14 protein-coding genes are annotated in these 14,164 nt (G+C 65.8%); 9 read left to right on the top strand and 5 right to left on the bottom strand.

The window, feature by feature from the left end; genetic code table 11:
* Nucleotides 1–7: 7 nt before the first annotated feature.
* The 3 genes from AC1RUR_RS29890 to AC1RUR_RS29880 are packed head-to-tail and all read left to right on the top strand — an operon-like array spanning nucleotide 8 to nucleotide 3,590.
* Complete coding sequence (locus AC1RUR_RS29890) at nucleotides 8–1,525, top strand: type II and III secretion system protein family protein (RefSeq protein WP_492850702.1); 1,518 nt, start codon at nucleotides 8–10, stop codon at nucleotides 1,523–1,525.
* Between the two features lie 44 nt (nucleotides 1,526–1,569).
* Entirely contained in the window at nucleotides 1,570–2,304 is a 735-nt protein-coding gene (locus tag AC1RUR_RS29885) for a CpaD family pilus assembly protein (protein WP_492850700.1), read from the top strand.
* Nucleotides 2,301–3,590 carry a CpaE/TadZ family protein gene (locus tag AC1RUR_RS29880; RefSeq protein ID WP_492850698.1) on the top strand — a complete coding sequence of 430 codons (1,290 nt, stop codon included), beginning with the start codon at nucleotides 2,301–2,303 and terminating at the stop codon, nucleotides 3,588–3,590. Before AC1RUR_RS29885 ends, AC1RUR_RS29880 begins: the two co-directional genes overlap by 4 nt.
* Before the next feature lie 103 nt (nucleotides 3,591–3,693).
* Here AC1RUR_RS29880 and AC1RUR_RS29875 read toward each other — a convergent pair whose 3' ends face one another.
* Both AC1RUR_RS29875 and AC1RUR_RS29870 read right to left on the bottom strand, forming a co-directional pair.
* Nucleotides 3,694–4,467 (bottom strand): tetratricopeptide repeat protein, encoded by a 774-nt coding sequence (locus tag AC1RUR_RS29875; protein WP_492850696.1) that lies wholly within the window; start codon nucleotides 4,465–4,467, stop codon nucleotides 3,694–3,696.
* 139 nt (nucleotides 4,468–4,606) lie between these two features.
* Entirely contained in the window at nucleotides 4,607–4,852 is a 246-nt protein-coding gene (locus AC1RUR_RS29870) for a PilZ domain-containing protein (protein WP_027534981.1), read from the bottom strand.
* Between the two features lie 227 nt (nucleotides 4,853–5,079).
* Here AC1RUR_RS29870 and AC1RUR_RS29865 point away from each other — a divergent pair, with 227 nt between their 5' ends.
* From AC1RUR_RS29865 to AC1RUR_RS29840, 6 genes are all read left to right on the top strand, one after another.
* Nucleotides 5,080–6,618, top strand: a complete 1,539-nt coding sequence (locus tag AC1RUR_RS29865) for a YifB family Mg chelatase-like AAA ATPase (protein WP_492850694.1) — start codon at nucleotides 5,080–5,082, stop codon at nucleotides 6,616–6,618.
* A 52-nt stretch (nucleotides 6,619–6,670) separates the two neighbouring features.
* Nucleotides 6,671–7,012, top strand: coding sequence for a hypothetical protein (locus tag AC1RUR_RS29860; RefSeq protein ID WP_492850692.1), 342 nt, complete (start codon nucleotides 6,671–6,673; stop codon nucleotides 7,010–7,012).
* A 137-nt stretch (nucleotides 7,013–7,149) separates the two neighbouring features.
* Nucleotides 7,150–7,623, top strand: a complete 474-nt coding sequence (locus tag AC1RUR_RS29855; protein WP_492850690.1) for a hypothetical protein — start codon at nucleotides 7,150–7,152, stop codon at nucleotides 7,621–7,623.
* A gap of 205 nt (nucleotides 7,624–7,828) precedes the next feature.
* A complete protein-coding gene (locus AC1RUR_RS29850; protein ID WP_492850688.1) occupies nucleotides 7,829–10,054 on the top strand; it encodes a PAS domain-containing hybrid sensor histidine kinase/response regulator in 2,226 nt (741 codons plus the stop codon).
* A 106-nt stretch (nucleotides 10,055–10,160) separates the two neighbouring features.
* Complete coding sequence (locus AC1RUR_RS29845) at nucleotides 10,161–10,790, top strand: histidine phosphatase family protein (RefSeq protein WP_492850687.1); 630 nt, start codon at nucleotides 10,161–10,163, stop codon at nucleotides 10,788–10,790.
* A 157-nt stretch (nucleotides 10,791–10,947) separates the two neighbouring features.
* On the top strand, nucleotides 10,948–11,958 hold the full coding sequence (locus AC1RUR_RS29840; protein WP_492850686.1) for an AI-2E family transporter: 1,011 nt from the start codon (nucleotides 10,948–10,950) through the stop codon (nucleotides 11,956–11,958).
* A 41-nt stretch (nucleotides 11,959–11,999) separates the two neighbouring features.
* Here the strand turns inward: AC1RUR_RS29840 and coaA are convergent, their stop codons facing one another.
* The 3 genes from coaA to hisF form a co-directional block, all read right to left on the bottom strand.
* Nucleotides 12,000–12,956 carry a type I pantothenate kinase gene (gene coaA / locus AC1RUR_RS29835; protein WP_492850685.1) on the bottom strand — a complete coding sequence of 319 codons (957 nt, stop codon included), beginning with the start codon at nucleotides 12,954–12,956 and terminating at the stop codon, nucleotides 12,000–12,002.
* A gap of 15 nt (nucleotides 12,957–12,971) precedes the next feature.
* On the bottom strand, nucleotides 12,972–13,295 hold the full coding sequence (locus tag AC1RUR_RS29830) for a phosphoribosyl-ATP diphosphatase (protein ID WP_492850684.1): 324 nt from the start codon (nucleotides 13,293–13,295) through the stop codon (nucleotides 12,972–12,974).
* Between the two features lie 90 nt (nucleotides 13,296–13,385).
* Nucleotides 13,386–14,162: an imidazole glycerol phosphate synthase subunit HisF gene (gene hisF / locus AC1RUR_RS29825; RefSeq protein WP_492850682.1), complete on the bottom strand. Its 777-nt coding sequence runs from the start codon at nucleotides 14,160–14,162 to the stop codon at nucleotides 13,386–13,388.
* Between the last annotated feature and the right edge of the window lie 2 nt (nucleotides 14,163–14,164).

Here is a 14,164-nt window from a genome sequence, read left to right as displayed (position 1 = left end):
GGATAGCATGAACTACGGGGATGATCGGACGGGCCTGCGCATTCGGGGGAATCGCGCGCGCACGTTCTGGACGGGGGCGATGCTGATGCTGGGGCTGCTCGCAGCTCCTGATCTGGTCAGCGCCGCAGATGCGCCGGTCGGCGACCAGGCGCCGATGCAGGTGCCCGATCTCGGCGTGACGTCGGTCGGGACGATCGCACCGGCGAAGACGCGTTTTCTCTCACTTGGTGTGGGCAAATCGGTGGTCATCGACCTGCCGCGCGAGGTCAAGGACGTGCTGGTGGCCGATCCCAAGATCGCCAACGCGGTGATCCGCTCGGCCCAGCGCGCCTATATCATCGGCGGCCAGGTCGGCCAGACCAACGTCGTGTTCTTCACCGCCGACGGCCAGCAGGTCGCCGCCTACGACATCGCGGTGAAGCGCGACCTCAACGGCATGCGTTCGGCGCTGCGGCAGTCGCTGCCGGGCGTGCAGATCGAAGGCGTCGGCGACAGCGTGATGCTGACCGGCTCGGTGTCTAGCCCGGTCGAGGCGCAGCAGGCCGGCGACGTTGCCGCCAAGCTGGTCGGCGGCGCCGACAAGGTCGTCAACAACATCGTGGTGCGCGGCCGCGACCAGGTGATGCTCAAGGTCGTGGTCGGCGAAATGCGCCGTGACATCGTCAAGCAGCTCGGCGTCGATCTCAGCGCCAGCCTGAACGCCGGCACCGCGGTCGTGAACTTCAACAACTCCAATCCGTTCTCGGTGTCCGGCGGCCCGCTGGTCGGGAGCAACGGGCTCGGTGTCGCCGGCCTCGCCAAGGGCGTTGCCACGGTCAGCGCCACCATGCGCGCGATGGAAACCGCCGGCGTGATGCGCACCCTGGCCGAGCCGAGCCTGACCGCGATCTCGGGCGAATCCGCGACCTTCATCGCGGGCGGCGAATTTCCGATTCCGTCGGGTTACGCCTGCGATCCCGTCACCCATGTCTGCACCACCCAGATCACCTACAAGAAGTTCGGCATCTCCCTGAACTTCACGCCGGTCGTGCTGAGCGAGGGCCGGATCAGCCTGCGGGTGATGACCGAGGTCTCGGAGCTGTCGAACCAGCAGGCGATCACCGTGACGCAGGCGGTGTCGTCGACCACGACCAACTCGATCACCATCCCCTCGATCCAGACCCGCCGCGCCGAGACGACGCTGGAAATTCCCTCGGGCGGCTCGATGGCGATGGCCGGCCTGATCCAGCAGCACACCAAGCAGGCGATCAACGGCCTGCCGGGCGTCGACCAGGTGCCGATCCTCGGCGCGCTGTTCCGCAGCCAGGACTACGTCAACAACGAGACCGAGCTGATGGTGATCGTGACGCCCTATGTGGTGCGCGCGGTCGCTCAGAAGGAATTGTCGCGGCCCGACGACGGCTTCGCGCCGGCCTCCGACGCGCAGACCGCGCTGCTCGGCCGCATGAACCGCCTCTACGGCATCGCGCGCCGCGCCGATCCGATCAGCGGCATGCCCGGCGACTTCGGCTTCATCATCGACTGAGACGAACGGACGGCTTGGGGAACGGGGCAATAGGGGATCGAGCGATGACGAAGACGACAGCCGATCGACGTCGCAAATTGAGCGCCGCGCTGGCGCTGACGGGGCTCTCCGTCATGCTGGGCGCATGCAACACCACCGGCGAGATCGTCACCCAGACGGTGCCGACCGACTACCGCCAGCGCCATCCGATCGCGGTGCAGGAAGCCAGGAAGTCGATCGTGATCTTCGTCGGCAAGGCCAGAGGCGGGCTCTCGGCCGCGCAGCATTCGGACGTCGCGGGCATCGCCCGGGACTGGGTGCGCGAAGGCACCGGCTCCGTCATCGTCGACGTACCGATCAACACTGCGAATGCGCGCGCCGCGTCGGCGGCCTATCACGAAATCCGTTCCGTGCTCGCATCCGGCGGCGTGCCGTCGCGCGCTATCGTGCAGCATCCCTATCGCCCCGAGGATCCCGGGCTGCTGCCCACCATCCGCCTGAGCTATTCCCGGATCGCGGCGGTTGCCGGTCCCTGCGGGCAGTGGCCGGAAGACGTCGGTCCGTCCATCCTCGACCCAGGCTACAACGAGAACCAGCCGTATTTCAATCTGGGCTGCGCCAGCCAGCGCAATCTGGCGGCAATGATCGACAACCCGGCCGACCTCGAGCAGCCGCGGTCCGAAACGCCGGTCTATACCGCACGGCGCGACATCGCGTTCGAGCGCTATCGCAAGGGCCAGCCAATCGCGAGCCCCAATCCCGACGCCGAGAAGGCCAAACTCAGCGACACCGGCAAATGACAAGCCTCAACGACGAAGACGTAGACGACCCGCGGCACCCCGATGAGCACATTGCGCCGGTTCCGCGCATCTCCGTGCAGGCGTTTTGCGAGACCGACCAGACGCTCGCCGCGGTGACCGCGGCGGGGCAGGATCGCCGGCTCGCCAAGGCGCATCTCACCGCCAAGGAAGGCGGCCTCGCCGCGGCGATCGAAGTCTATGAATCGATGCCGACGCCGAACGTGATCGTGATCGAATCCGACGGCACGCGCGACATCCTCGAAGGCCTCGACGACCTCGCCGGCGTCTGCGATCCCGGCACCCGCGTCGTCGTGATCGGCAATCCCAACGACACGGCGCCCTATCGCGAGCTGGTGCGCCGCGGCGTCAACGACTATGTGGTGGGACCGGTCGAAACGCTCGACGTGGTCCGCTCGATCTGCAGCCTGTTCTCGGCGTCCGAGGCCATCATCACCGGCCGCGTCATCGCGGTGGTCGGCGCCAAGGGCGGCGTCGGAGCCTCCACCGTCGCGCACAATGTCGCCTGGACCATCGCCCGCGACCTCGCGCTCGATTCCGTCGTGATCGATCTCGACCTTGCCTTCGGCACCGCGAGCCTCGACTACAATCAGGACCCGGTGCAGGGCATCGCCAACGCGGTGCTGTCGCAGGACCGGCCCGACACGGCGCTGATGGAGCGGCTGCTCGCCAAATGCACCGAGCGCCTCAGCCTCTTGGCCGCGCCTGCCACGCTTGACCGGGTCTACGATTTCGGCGCCGAAGCGTTCGATGCGATCTTCGACACGCTGCGCATGACCACACCCTGCATCGTGCTCGACGTTCCCCACCAATGGTCGGGCTGGGCGCGGCGCGCGCTGGTCAATGCCGACGACATCGTGATCGTGGCCGAGCCCGATCTCGCCAACCTCCGCAACACCAAGAACATGCTGACCGTGCTGAAGGCGGCGCGGCCGAACGACCGGCCGCCGCTGTACTGCATCAACCAGGTCGGCATGCACAAGCGCGCGGAGATCGACGTCAAATCGTTCGCCAAGACCATGGAGAGCCAGCCGATCGCGGTGATCCCGTTCGATTCGAAGCTGTTCTCGACCGCGGCCAACAACGGCCAGATGATCGCGGAGGTCTCCAAGAGCCACCGCACCACCGAGCTGTTCCAGAACATGGCGAACCGCCTTGCCGGGCGCGGCGAGGTGAAGAAGCCGAAGCGATCGCTGCTCGGACCGCTCCTGAAGAAGCTGAAGGGCCGGTCCGGTCGCGCCTCCGCCCCGCATCGCAAGGCGTCCTGAGGCAACGCGTTCGGAGGCAAGACGTCCTAGAAGAGGACGTCCTAAGACAAGACGTCCTAAGACAAGTCCTGGGACAAGACGCCTCGGGACGAGACGCGGCGGGTTACTTCTCGGCCCGCTGCTGCTTCTTCGCCAGCAATTGCCGCAGCGCCGCGACCTTGGCCGCGGCCTGGTCCGGCGGCAAATCGGCCTTCACGAGGATTTCAGCCTCGGCCTCGCGGCCTTGCAATCCCAGCACGAGCGCGAGATTGGCACGGATCCGCACATCGTTCTGATTGCGCTGATGGGCGCGGCCGAGCACCTGTTCGGCCCGCGGCAGATTGTTCTGGAGCATGTAGGACAGGCCGAGATTGGACAGAACCTGCGGCTCGTCTGGCACGATCTTTAGCGCGCTCGCGTAATATTGCTGCGCTTCCTCGTTGCGGCCGAGCTGATCGAGCGCCGCCCCCTGCGCCGACAGGATCCGCCAGTCGGGATCCTGAGGCGAATGCGCGCGGCCCAGAACGTCGAACGCCTGCTGGAAATTGCCGTTGTCAGCGAGCGCGCGGCCGTAACCGGCGAGCAGCGCCCTGTTGCTGGGATGGGCGAGCACGGCCTGCTCGAGCACCGCGACCGCCTGGGCGCGCTGGCCGGTCTCGCGCAGCGCCTTGCCGTAGTCGAGCGCAATGCTGGGATCGCTGGGCTTGGCGCGGTAGCGCTCGCGCAGGGCGTCCATGTCCGTCTTGGGATCGGCCTTTGCAGCCGTGTCCGACTTGCCGCCGAGCGCACCGGTGACGTCCTCGACGCCAATGGTCTGACAGCCGCCGAGGGCAAGGACCAGAAACGCGGAAAACAGATATCTCGCCGGGGAAGAGGCAACGGACGAACGCTTGGACATACTCTGATCACTCGGCGACTGATCAGAGATGCTTGCCGATTAACGCTAAAGTCCCGTTAAGGACGCGGATGCTCAGGATCTATTGTTTGAACATGATCTTATCGGAAAACCGCTTCACACTTTTCCGGATCATGTTCGTTCAATCGGTGAATTCGGCACCGAATTCGCAGCCGATGCGCCAGCGCAGGCGACACTGGCGGGAATAGTCCGGCGCGAAGATGATGGTGAATTGCGGCGGCACTTCGAGAAATTCCGCCACCACTTTCACGCCCCCGTCCGAGATATCGGTGATCGTGCAGTCCCGCGGCAGCGACCCCGCGCCAAAATGAATCTTGGCGAGCCGCGTGCACACCCGACGTTCGCTTCTGCGGCGATTTGCAAGCATTTGAATTGTTCACCCGTTAGATCACGGCCCATCCCGCAGCTCTAGAAGTAGCGAACATTCGTTGGAATGTGCTGAGGACAGCCGCTCGCATTCGAGGCGTAGTGTCCGCACCGCGTTTACGGCTGGTTAGGACTTGCACGGCGCCAAATATGTTCCCGTATTGTTCTTGCGGAGATTAGCCGGCTCTGCTACCCTCGATTGTGCAGGAAAGGCAGGCTGGTTCGGGCATGGTTCAGCGGGTTTCTACCGTCGCCTTTGAGGGGATCGAGGCCCGCGCGGTCGACGTGCAGGTGCAGGTTGCGCCGGGCCTGCCGGCCTTTGCCATCGTCGGCCTGCCTGACAAGGCCGTGTCGGAGGCGCGCGAGCGGGTGCGCGCGGCGCTGATCGCTTCGGGCCTGGCGCTGCCGGCGCGGCGGATCATCGTCAATCTGGCGCCGGCCGATCTGCCCAAGGAGGGCAGCCATTACGACCTGCCGATCGCACTCGGGCTGATGGCGGCAATCGGCGCGATCCCGCCGGATGCGCTGACCGGTTTCACGGTGCTCGGCGAGCTCGGGCTCGACGGCTCGATCGCGCCGGTGGCCGGCGTTCTTCCCGCCGCGATCGGCGCCAATGTACGCGAGGAAGGCTTGATCTGTCCGGCGTCCTGCGGCTCCGAAGCGGCGTGGGCGAGCCCGGACATTCAGATCATCGCGGCAAGTTCGCTGATCCAGATCGCCAACCATTTCAAGGGCACCCAGGTGCTGTCGCGGCCCTCGCCGAAAGTGCACGAGGTCGCCGCCTCCACGCTCGACCTGCGCGACATCAAGGGCCAGGAGAGCGCCAAGCGGGCGCTGGAGATCGCGGCCGCCGGCGGCCATCACCTCTTGATGATCGGCGCACCCGGCGCCGGCAAATCGATGCTGGCGGCGCGCCTGCCCTCGATTCTGCCGCCGCTGTCGCCGGGCGAGCTGCTGGAGGTCTCGATGATCGCCTCGGTCGCCGGCGAGATCCAAGGTGGTGCGCTGACGGCGCGGCGGCCATTCCGCTCGCCGCATCATTCCGCCAGCATGGCCGCGCTCACCGGCGGCGGCATGCGCGCAAAACCCGGCGAGATCTCGCTGGCGCATCAGGGCGTGCTGTTCCTCGACGAGCTGCCGGAGTTCGATCCGCGCGTGCTGGATTCGCTGCGCCAGCCGCTGGAGAACGGCGAGGTCTCGGTGTCCCGCGCCAATCATCGCGTCACCTACCCTGCCCGCTTCATGCTGGTCGCGGCGATGAATCCCTGCCGCTGCGGCAACGCCTTCGAGCCCGGCTATGCCTGCAAGCGCGGCCGCATCGATCGCTGCACCGGCGACTACCAGGCGCGCATCTCGGGGCCGCTGATGGATCGCATCGATCTGCGCATCGAGGTCCCCGCGGTGACCGCGGCCGATCTGATCCTGCCGCCGCCGGCGGAGGGTTCAGCCGAGGTCGCCGCGCGCGTGGCCGCGGCGCGCGACATCCAGCTGGCGCGCTACGCGGAGATCGGCCTGCCGCAGGTGCGCACCAATGCCGAGGCGCCGGCTTCGGTGCTGGAAGAGATCGCAAAGCCCGACGCGCAAGGCCAGAAGCTGCTGCGCGACGCCGCCGAGTCCATGCGGCTGTCGGCGCGCGGCTATCACCGCGTGCTGCGGGTGGCACGCACGCTCGCCGACCTCGACAACGCGGACAAGATCGGCCGCCTGCATCTCGCCGAAGCGCTGTCCTACCGCGCACTCGCGGAGGATGTGCGCCAGATGGCGTGACCGATACGCCGCGGCATCTTGCTCAAGACATCACTTTGTCCGAGATAGAACCATGACCGATGCGAATGCCTGCAACATCCGATTTGTTCGTCCTTCCCAATACGCCGATTGGCTGAGATCCTACGAGCTCTGGGTCAACGGTACGAATGTCGGGAAGATCGCGCGGAACGATGCGTTGGAGATCACGGTTCCGGCTGGCACCTGCACGATCCAGGCAAGCATTGATTGGGGCAGGAGCCAACCGCTCATCGTTCGCACCGCCCCTGGCGAAACGGTCGAGATCGAGGTGAGGAATAGGTGGGGCGCCTGGGCGTCCCTGTGGGCGATCAGCTTTGGCAAGAACAGCTATTTGAAGCTCACGGAGCTCGGGCGGCCGGCGCACAAACACGCCTAGCCAGGTTCGGCCTCAGCTCTGAGCCGCGCATCAACCCGGCGGTAACGAGTTTCCTTTACGCTCTGCAAACCATAAGGCCCAAGAGTTCCAATTGGGGTTCTCGATCCGAGTTCCCCGGGCCCGGCGAGTAGAGTGTCATGTTGCGTTTCAAGATCCTGGCCTCGGTGGTTCCCCTGTTGGCGGCTGCGGTGTTTGCCCGCGCAGAGATCGGATCGGTCTCGCATCCCTGCATCGCCCTGGGCGATACCTCCGTCGAGCTGACATCGCTGTTCTGGACTGCCGGCGTCCATGTCGCCTTCACCGACGATCCGTCGCGGGCCACGGTCAGGGTCCAGATCACCGACGATGCCAACGGTGCGGATTTCACGGTGGTGGACGACGGTCTCGGCTCCGAGCCAGACTCCTGCCAGGCCAGCCCGCAGACCCGGCTCATCACGATTGCCGCGCAGCCGGTCGATGGCGGACCGGTGATCTACCTCTCCACCGACGGGCCGGCCGACTATCGCATCTATGTGCGCTCGAAGACGTTCTCGCAGCGCGAGGCGGCGGCACTGATCGTCGGCGCCCACGACGGTCACCGCCCGTTCCCGCTTCAAGCCGCCTCGCTCTGAAGCGCGATGCATCGCGCTTCAGGTCGTTGTTTGAGCATGTTCTTTCCGGAAAACCGCTGCACACTTTTCCGGATCATGCTCTGAGGCGTTAACACCTCGTCAACCCTGTTTGGAGGCGGACCCAGAGCCTCAAGCTGTTCGCAAGGTCGGCGGGACATCGTCGCACACGGCGATGACGGGGTTTCGGAAGAGAGTCGGGGTGGCGATGGGTCGGACGTTCCGGATCAAGGTGCGCATGCGCCGCTTCAGGCGACGGCATCCCAGAATTGCCTTCGCGATCCGCTCCTTCATGATCTTCTCGGCGACGTTCGGCGGCGCCTATGGCTTCGTCACCGGCAGCCGCTCGGAAAATTCCGGCTACGATCCCAACACCTTTGCGGTCGGCGCGAGCTTCCTGTTCGCGCTCGCCTGCCTTGGCCTTGCCACGCTCAGCATGCGGCTGCGCTTCGTCAACAAGCGGCTGCGCACGCTCGCTGCCCACAACGAGGCGCTGATCGACCGCAATTGGGAGCTGAAAGAAGCCGAGGAACGCGCCCGCAGCCTGTTCGAACAGCAGGGCGATTTGATCGTGCTGCGCGACACAAGCGGCCGCATCACCTTTGCCAACGACGCCTATTGCACGCTCGCGGGACAGGCGCGCGGCGCGCTGGTCGGCACGCGCTTCGATTTCGACGTTTTGGAGCAGGGCGACAGCGCCCGCGAGAGCAACGGCACGCGCATCCACGACCAGAGGATCGCCACGCCGCTCGGCGCGCGCTGGATTGCCTGGCGCGAAGGCTATGTCCGGCTCGATGCCGGCCAGCCCGCCGAATTGCAGAGTGTAGGGCGCGACGTCACCGACCGCACCGAGACGGAACGCGCGCTGTCCGATGCCCGCGACCAGGCCGACGCCGCCAACCGCGCCAAATCGCGCTTCCTCGCGATGGCCTCGCACGAGATCCGTACGCCGCTGAACGGCATCATCGGCATGGGCGGCCTCTTGCTCGACACCACGCTGACGCCGGAGCAGGCGACCTACGCGAAGGCCGTGAAAACCTCCGGCGAAGCCTTGATGGCGCTGATCGAGGAGCTGCTCGATTATTCCAAGATCGAAGCCGGCAAGCTCGACCTCGAGCAGCGCCCCTTCGCGCTCTCGACCCTGATCGAGGAGATCACCGAGCTGCTGGCGCCCCGCGCGCAGGCCAAGACGCTCGAGATCGCCGCCTATGTCGACGAGCGCCTGCCGCTGGAAGTCGTCGGCGACGCCGCGCGGCTGCGCCAGGTGCTGCTCAACCTCGCAGGCAACGCCATCAAGTTCACCGCAAGCGGCGGCGTGGCGCTGATCGTCGAGCCCGGCATCTGGCCGAACGAGATCAGCTTCCTGGTCCGCGACACCGGCATCGGCATCGCAGCCGACGCGCAGCAACGCATCTTCCGCGAATTCGAGCAGGCCGACGAGCGCGTCGCGCGCACCTATGGCGGCACCGGGCTCGGCCTTGCCATCAGCGAGCGCATCGTCAAGCGCATGGGCGGCCGGATCACGCTCACGAGCGAGCCGGGCAAGGGCTCGACCTTCGAGGTCGCGGTGCCGCTCGCGCCATCGCTGGCCGGCGCGGGGCAGACCGCGTTCCCGAGTCCCGACCTCACGGGCAAGTCGATCCTCCTGATCGCCGAGGGCATCGAGGCCTCGCTGATCGCGCGGCGCCTGGAGCGCTGGGGCAGCCAGACCTGCCTGGTGACCGATGCCGCCGTGGCGGAAGCGCTGCTGCCGGAACGCTCCTGGCATGCGGTGCTGATTGATCGCGCGATCGATCCCGCCGCTGCCGACCGGCTCGGCGAAGTGGCCCGCGCCCATGCGCTGCAACGGCTTGTGCTGCTGACGTCGGGCTCGCGTCATGAAAAGCTGTCGCCGGCCTTCACCGGCTTTCTGGTGAAGCCGCTGCGCGCGGCCTCGCTCGCCGCACGCCTTGCGCAGACGCCGGAGGTCGCCTCGCCTCACCTCGCGCCGGAGCCTGTCGAACCCGCCGCGATCGGAACGCCGGCAAAAGGCCTCTCGGTCCTCGTCGCAGAGGACAACGAGATCAACGCGCTGCTGATGCGCTCGCTGCTGACCAAGCTCGGCCACCGCGTCGTCATCGCCGTCCATGGCGAGGCCGCGCTGGAATCCTGGCTCGGCGCCTCATCGGCCGGCACGCCCTATGATCTCGTGTTGATGGACATCCAGATGCCGCAGCTCGACGGCATCGAGGCGACCAAGCGCATCCGCGCGCATGAAGCCGCCGCCGGCGGCCATCACACCCCGATCCTCGCGCTCACCGCCAACACACTGGTGGAGGATCGCTATGCCTGCTTCGAGGCGGGCATGAACGGATTCCTGATCAAGCCGCTCGACCGCGAAAAGCTGGATGAGGCGCTGGCCGGGCTTGCGGCGTCACGACATCTGACGGTCTGATCCAGAATTTCACGGGAACCTCATCCTGTCAGGCATTCGATAATTGAAATCGACCGTGTTGCGCGTCACCATCCTCGGGGGGCATTTGCGATAGAGGATTTCGCGCATGAACTTGCTTTGCCGCCTCGCAGTCGCCGCCCTTTTTGCTGGCCTCTCCGGATACGCCGCAGCCGATACGCCGGAGCTGATCTCATCGCTCAAGCAAGGCGGCTACGTCCTGGTCTTTCGGCACACCGCCACCGACGACAGCCAGAAGGACGTCTATCCCTTCAAGTTCGACGACATGAGCGCCCAGCGTCAGCTCAGTGACAAGGGCAGGGATGCAGCGCGCCAGATCGCAACGGCGATCAAGGAGCTCGCGATCCCGATCGGCGATGTCTACACCAGCCGGCTGAACCGCGCGATCGAGGCCGGCAAGCTGATCTCCGGCCGCGAGGTCAAGCCGGTCGATGCGTTGACGGACAGCAGCAATGCCAGCGCGTCGGGAATGGCAAACCCGACCGGTGCAAATGCAAAGGCGGGACAGGCCGTGCGTCAGCTCGTCGATACGCCTCCGAAGGCCGGCACCAACACGTTCCTGGTCACCCACAAGACGAACATTGCCGATGCCTTTGGCAAGGACGCCGGCGACGTCCAGGAAGGCGAAGCCTTCGTCTACAAGGCCAGCGGCTCCGGCCCCGCCGCCTTTGCGGGGCGCATCAAGCCTGCGGACTGGAGTGCGAAGACCGGCAGGTGACAGATCGCATTCAACCCGGCCGCCGGCGCGGCGGGCATGACTTGCCGCCCGGCCACAGTCCTGTGATACCAACGTCCGTGAGTAGCGATGGGAAGGCCGGCGACACGTGAGAACATCGGAAGACCGCTCATTCCTGGTTTTGCTCGGCGCGATCTCCGTGGCGTTCGGCTGGGTGCTTTGGCCGTTCACCGGCGCATTGTTGTGGGCCACGCTGCTGGCGATCATCTTCGCGCCACTCTATCGACGCTGCCTGGAAACGTTCCCGGAATGGCGCAACCTCGCCGCATTTACCACCGTCGTCGTCGTGGTCGTCATGGTCTTGATCCCCGTGGGGATCGTGATCGCTTCGCTCGTCAACCAGGGAGGGGAGCTGTATCAGCGCGTCCAGACCGGAGAGATCAGTCTCGCTCATCCCCTGCAGCAACTGAAATCCGCGCTGCCCGACTGGGCTGCCTCCATGTCGGATCGCCTGGCCGGCATCGATCTGTCGGCCTTGAAAGAGCGCCTGTCGAGTCTGGTCGTCCCGGCCGGCCAACAATTGGCCGGGCATGCGATCAACATCGGTCAGTTGACGCTGGAGTTCGTCGCAAGCCTGCTGGTGATGCTGTACCTGCTGTTCTTTTTCCTGCGCGACGGTGACGAGCTGAACGCACGCATCCGCGATGCGCTGCCGCTGCGGGCGAGCCACACCGCCGAGATTCTGGATGCGTTCACCCAGGCGGTTCGCGGGACGATCAAGGGGATCATCCTGGTTGCCCTGATCCAGGGCGCGCTTGGCGGGCTGATCTTCTGGCTGCTCGGCCTCACTGCGCCGCTGCTGGCGGGCGCCCTCATGGCGATGCTTTCGCTCCTGCCGGTGCTCGGCTCCGCGCTGGTCTGGGTTCCGGTCGGCCTCTATTTGCTCGTGGCCGGCGCCGTCACGAAGGGAGTGATCCTGCTCGCTTTCGGCACCTTCGTGATCGGTCTTGCCGACAACTTTCTCCGCCCTGTCCTGGTCGGCCAGTCGATCCGGATGCCAAGCTATGTCGTGCTGCTCGCCACCCTGGGTGGCCTTGCGGCCTTCGGAGCGAACGGCTTCGTCATCGGCCCGCTCGTCGCCGCCATGTTTCTGACGGCCTGGCACATCTTCGTCGACTCGAAAGAGCGACGACAGGAGGTCCGGAATTGACCCGTTACGCGGCGTGACGGGCGACCACGGAGCCCTCGCGCTTACAGCCGCCGCAGCGCCACGCTCTCCACCACGTGGTCGGCGCCCTTCTTCAGGATGAGCGTCGCGCGGGGGCGGGTCGGCAGGATGTTGTCCTCGAGATTGGCGAGGTTGGTGCGCTCCCAGATCGCGATCGCGGTCGCAGTGGCCTCCTCGTCGGACAGCAGCGCATAGCGGTTGAAGTAGGATTTGGGATTGGTGAACGCGGTGTCGCGCAGCGCCAGGAAGCGCTTGATGTACCAGCGCCGCAGCGCCGCTTCGTCGGCGTCGATATAGACCGAGAAATCGAAGAAGTCGGAGACCACGGGCACCGCCTTGCCGTCACGCGGCAATTTGCCGGTTTGCAGCACGTTGACGCCCTCGACGATCAAAATGTCGGGCTGGTCGATCTCCACCCACTGGTTCGGCACGATGTCGTAGGTCAGATGTGAATAGACCGGCGCGCGGACGTGGCGGCGTCCGGCCTTGATGTCGGAGAGGAAGCCGAGCAGCAGCGGCAGGTCGTAGCTCTCCGGAAAACCCTTCTTCTGCATGATCCCCTGCCGGTCGAGCACGGCATTCGGGTACAGAAAACCGTCGGTCGTGATCAGGTCCACCTTCGGGCGCGGCGACCAGCGCGCCAGCAGCGCCTGGAGCACGCGGGCCGTGGTGGATTTCCCGACCGCAACCGAGCCGGCGACGCCGATGATGTAGGGCATCTTGCGGTCGCGGATGTTGAGGAACTGGCGCTCCGCGTAATACAGCCGCTGCATCGCGTCGACATAGATCGACAACAGGCGCGACAGCGGCAAATAGATGTCCTCGACCTCCTGCAAGTCGAGGCGATCGTGCAGCGAGCGCAGCCGGTCGAACTCGCCCGGCTCCAGCGTCATCGGCGTGTCGTCGCGCAGCCGCGCCCACTCCTCGCGGGTATAGACGCGGTACGGATTATACTGTTGCTCGGGTGCGCGGATATCCATGACGCCACCTCTCCGTTAGCTGCCCTTGCGCGACGCTTTCTCTTCCAACCCTGACATCGTGGTCCGCTTTTCCAGCGCGGCCTCGACCTCTTCCAATTTTATCCCGCGCGCCTTGAGCAGCACAAGGAAGTGATAGAGCAGATCGGCACCTTCGGCGATCAGATGATCGCGATCGTTTTCGACTGCTGCGATTACGGTTTCGACTGCTTCCTCACCGAACTTCTTGGCGCAATGCTCGGCGCCCTTGTCCAGGAGCTTGCGGGTATAGGAGACCTCGCCTCCGGCCGCGGCGCGGGCGTCGATGGTCTCGGCCAGATCGTGGATCGTGAAACGCGGCATCGGACTTACTCGGAAACACGCTTGTCGGCACACTTGGCCGCGGAGGCCATTCCCCGTCGGCCTGTGTAGCATTTTTGGGGGCGGGAGTCGTCAGGCATCGAGGCGCATCGGCAGGCCGCGCCGCGCCATGTGCTCCTTGGCCTCGCGGATGGTAAATTCCCCGAAATGGAAGATCGAGGCGGCCAGCACGGCCGTGGCATGCCCCTCGCGAATACCGTCGACGAGATGGTCGAGATTGCCGACGCCACCCGAGGCGATCACAGGAACGGGAATGCTGTCGGCGATCGCCCGGGTCAGCGGGATGTCGAAACCCTGCCTGGTGCCGTCGCGGTCCATCGACGTCAGCAGGATTTCACCGGCGCCGAGCGAGACCACTTCCTGGGCATATTCGATCGCGTCGATGCCGGTCGAATTGCGGCCGCCATGGGTAAATATCTCCCAGCGGTCGCCGCCGCCCGCGCGCTTGACCCGCTTGGCGTCGATCGCGACCACCACGCACTGCTCGCCGAATTTTTCGGCCGCTTCCTTGACGAACTCGCGTCGCGACACCGCGGCGCTGTTGATCGAGACCTTGTCGGCACCGGCGCGCAGCAGCGTCTTGATGTCGTCGACCTCGCGCACGCCACCGCCGACGGTCACGGGCATGAAGCAGGCCTCCGCCGTGCGGCGGACCACGTCGAGCATGATGCCGCGGTTCTCATGGGTCGCCGTGATGTCGAGGAAGGTGAGCTCGTCGGCACCGGCGGCGTCATAGGCGATCGCCGCCTCGACGGGATCGCCGGCATCGCGCAGGTCGACGAAATTGACGCCCTTGACGACCCGTCCGTCCTTGACGTCGAGGCATGGGATCACGCGCACCTTGAACATCG

The organism is Bradyrhizobium sp. GW821-FHT12B03 (assembly GCF_058807535.1).
Note: the sequence above shows the minus strand (reverse complement) of the source record. Positions and strands in the feature narration are given on the sequence as shown.

What these genes read in the sequence shown, in the direction of transcription:
- AC1RUR_RS29890 (WP_492850702.1), top strand. Translation starts at nt 8, where the DNA reads ATGAACTACGGGGATGATCGGACGGGCCTGCGCATTCGGGGGAATCGC.
- AC1RUR_RS29885 (WP_492850700.1), top strand. Translation starts at nt 1,570, where the DNA reads ATGACGAAGACGACAGCCGATCGACGTCGCAAATTGAGCGCCGCGCTG.
- AC1RUR_RS29880 (WP_492850698.1), top strand. Translation starts at nt 2,301, where the DNA reads ATGACAAGCCTCAACGACGAAGACGTAGACGACCCGCGGCACCCCGAT.
- AC1RUR_RS29875 (WP_492850696.1), bottom strand. Translation starts at nt 4,467, where the DNA reads ATGTCCAAGCGTTCGTCCGTTGCCTCTTCCCCGGCGAGATATCTGTTT.
- AC1RUR_RS29870 (WP_027534981.1), bottom strand. Translation starts at nt 4,852, where the DNA reads ATGCTTGCAAATCGCCGCAGAAGCGAACGTCGGGTGTGCACGCGGCTC.
- AC1RUR_RS29865 (WP_492850694.1), top strand. Translation starts at nt 5,080, where the DNA reads ATGGTTCAGCGGGTTTCTACCGTCGCCTTTGAGGGGATCGAGGCCCGC.
- AC1RUR_RS29860 (WP_492850692.1), top strand. Translation starts at nt 6,671, where the DNA reads ATGACCGATGCGAATGCCTGCAACATCCGATTTGTTCGTCCTTCCCAA.
- AC1RUR_RS29855 (WP_492850690.1), top strand. Translation starts at nt 7,150, where the DNA reads ATGTTGCGTTTCAAGATCCTGGCCTCGGTGGTTCCCCTGTTGGCGGCT.
- AC1RUR_RS29850 (WP_492850688.1), top strand. Translation starts at nt 7,829, where the DNA reads ATGGGTCGGACGTTCCGGATCAAGGTGCGCATGCGCCGCTTCAGGCGA.
- AC1RUR_RS29845 (WP_492850687.1), top strand. Translation starts at nt 10,161, where the DNA reads ATGAACTTGCTTTGCCGCCTCGCAGTCGCCGCCCTTTTTGCTGGCCTC.
- coaA (WP_492850685.1), bottom strand. Translation starts at nt 12,956, where the DNA reads ATGGATATCCGCGCACCCGAGCAACAGTATAATCCGTACCGCGTCTAT.
- AC1RUR_RS29830 (WP_492850684.1), bottom strand. Translation starts at nt 13,295, where the DNA reads ATGCCGCGTTTCACGATCCACGATCTGGCCGAGACCATCGACGCCCGC.
- hisF (WP_492850682.1), bottom strand. Translation starts at nt 14,162, where the DNA reads ATGTTCAAGGTGCGCGTGATCCCATGCCTCGACGTCAAGGACGGACGG.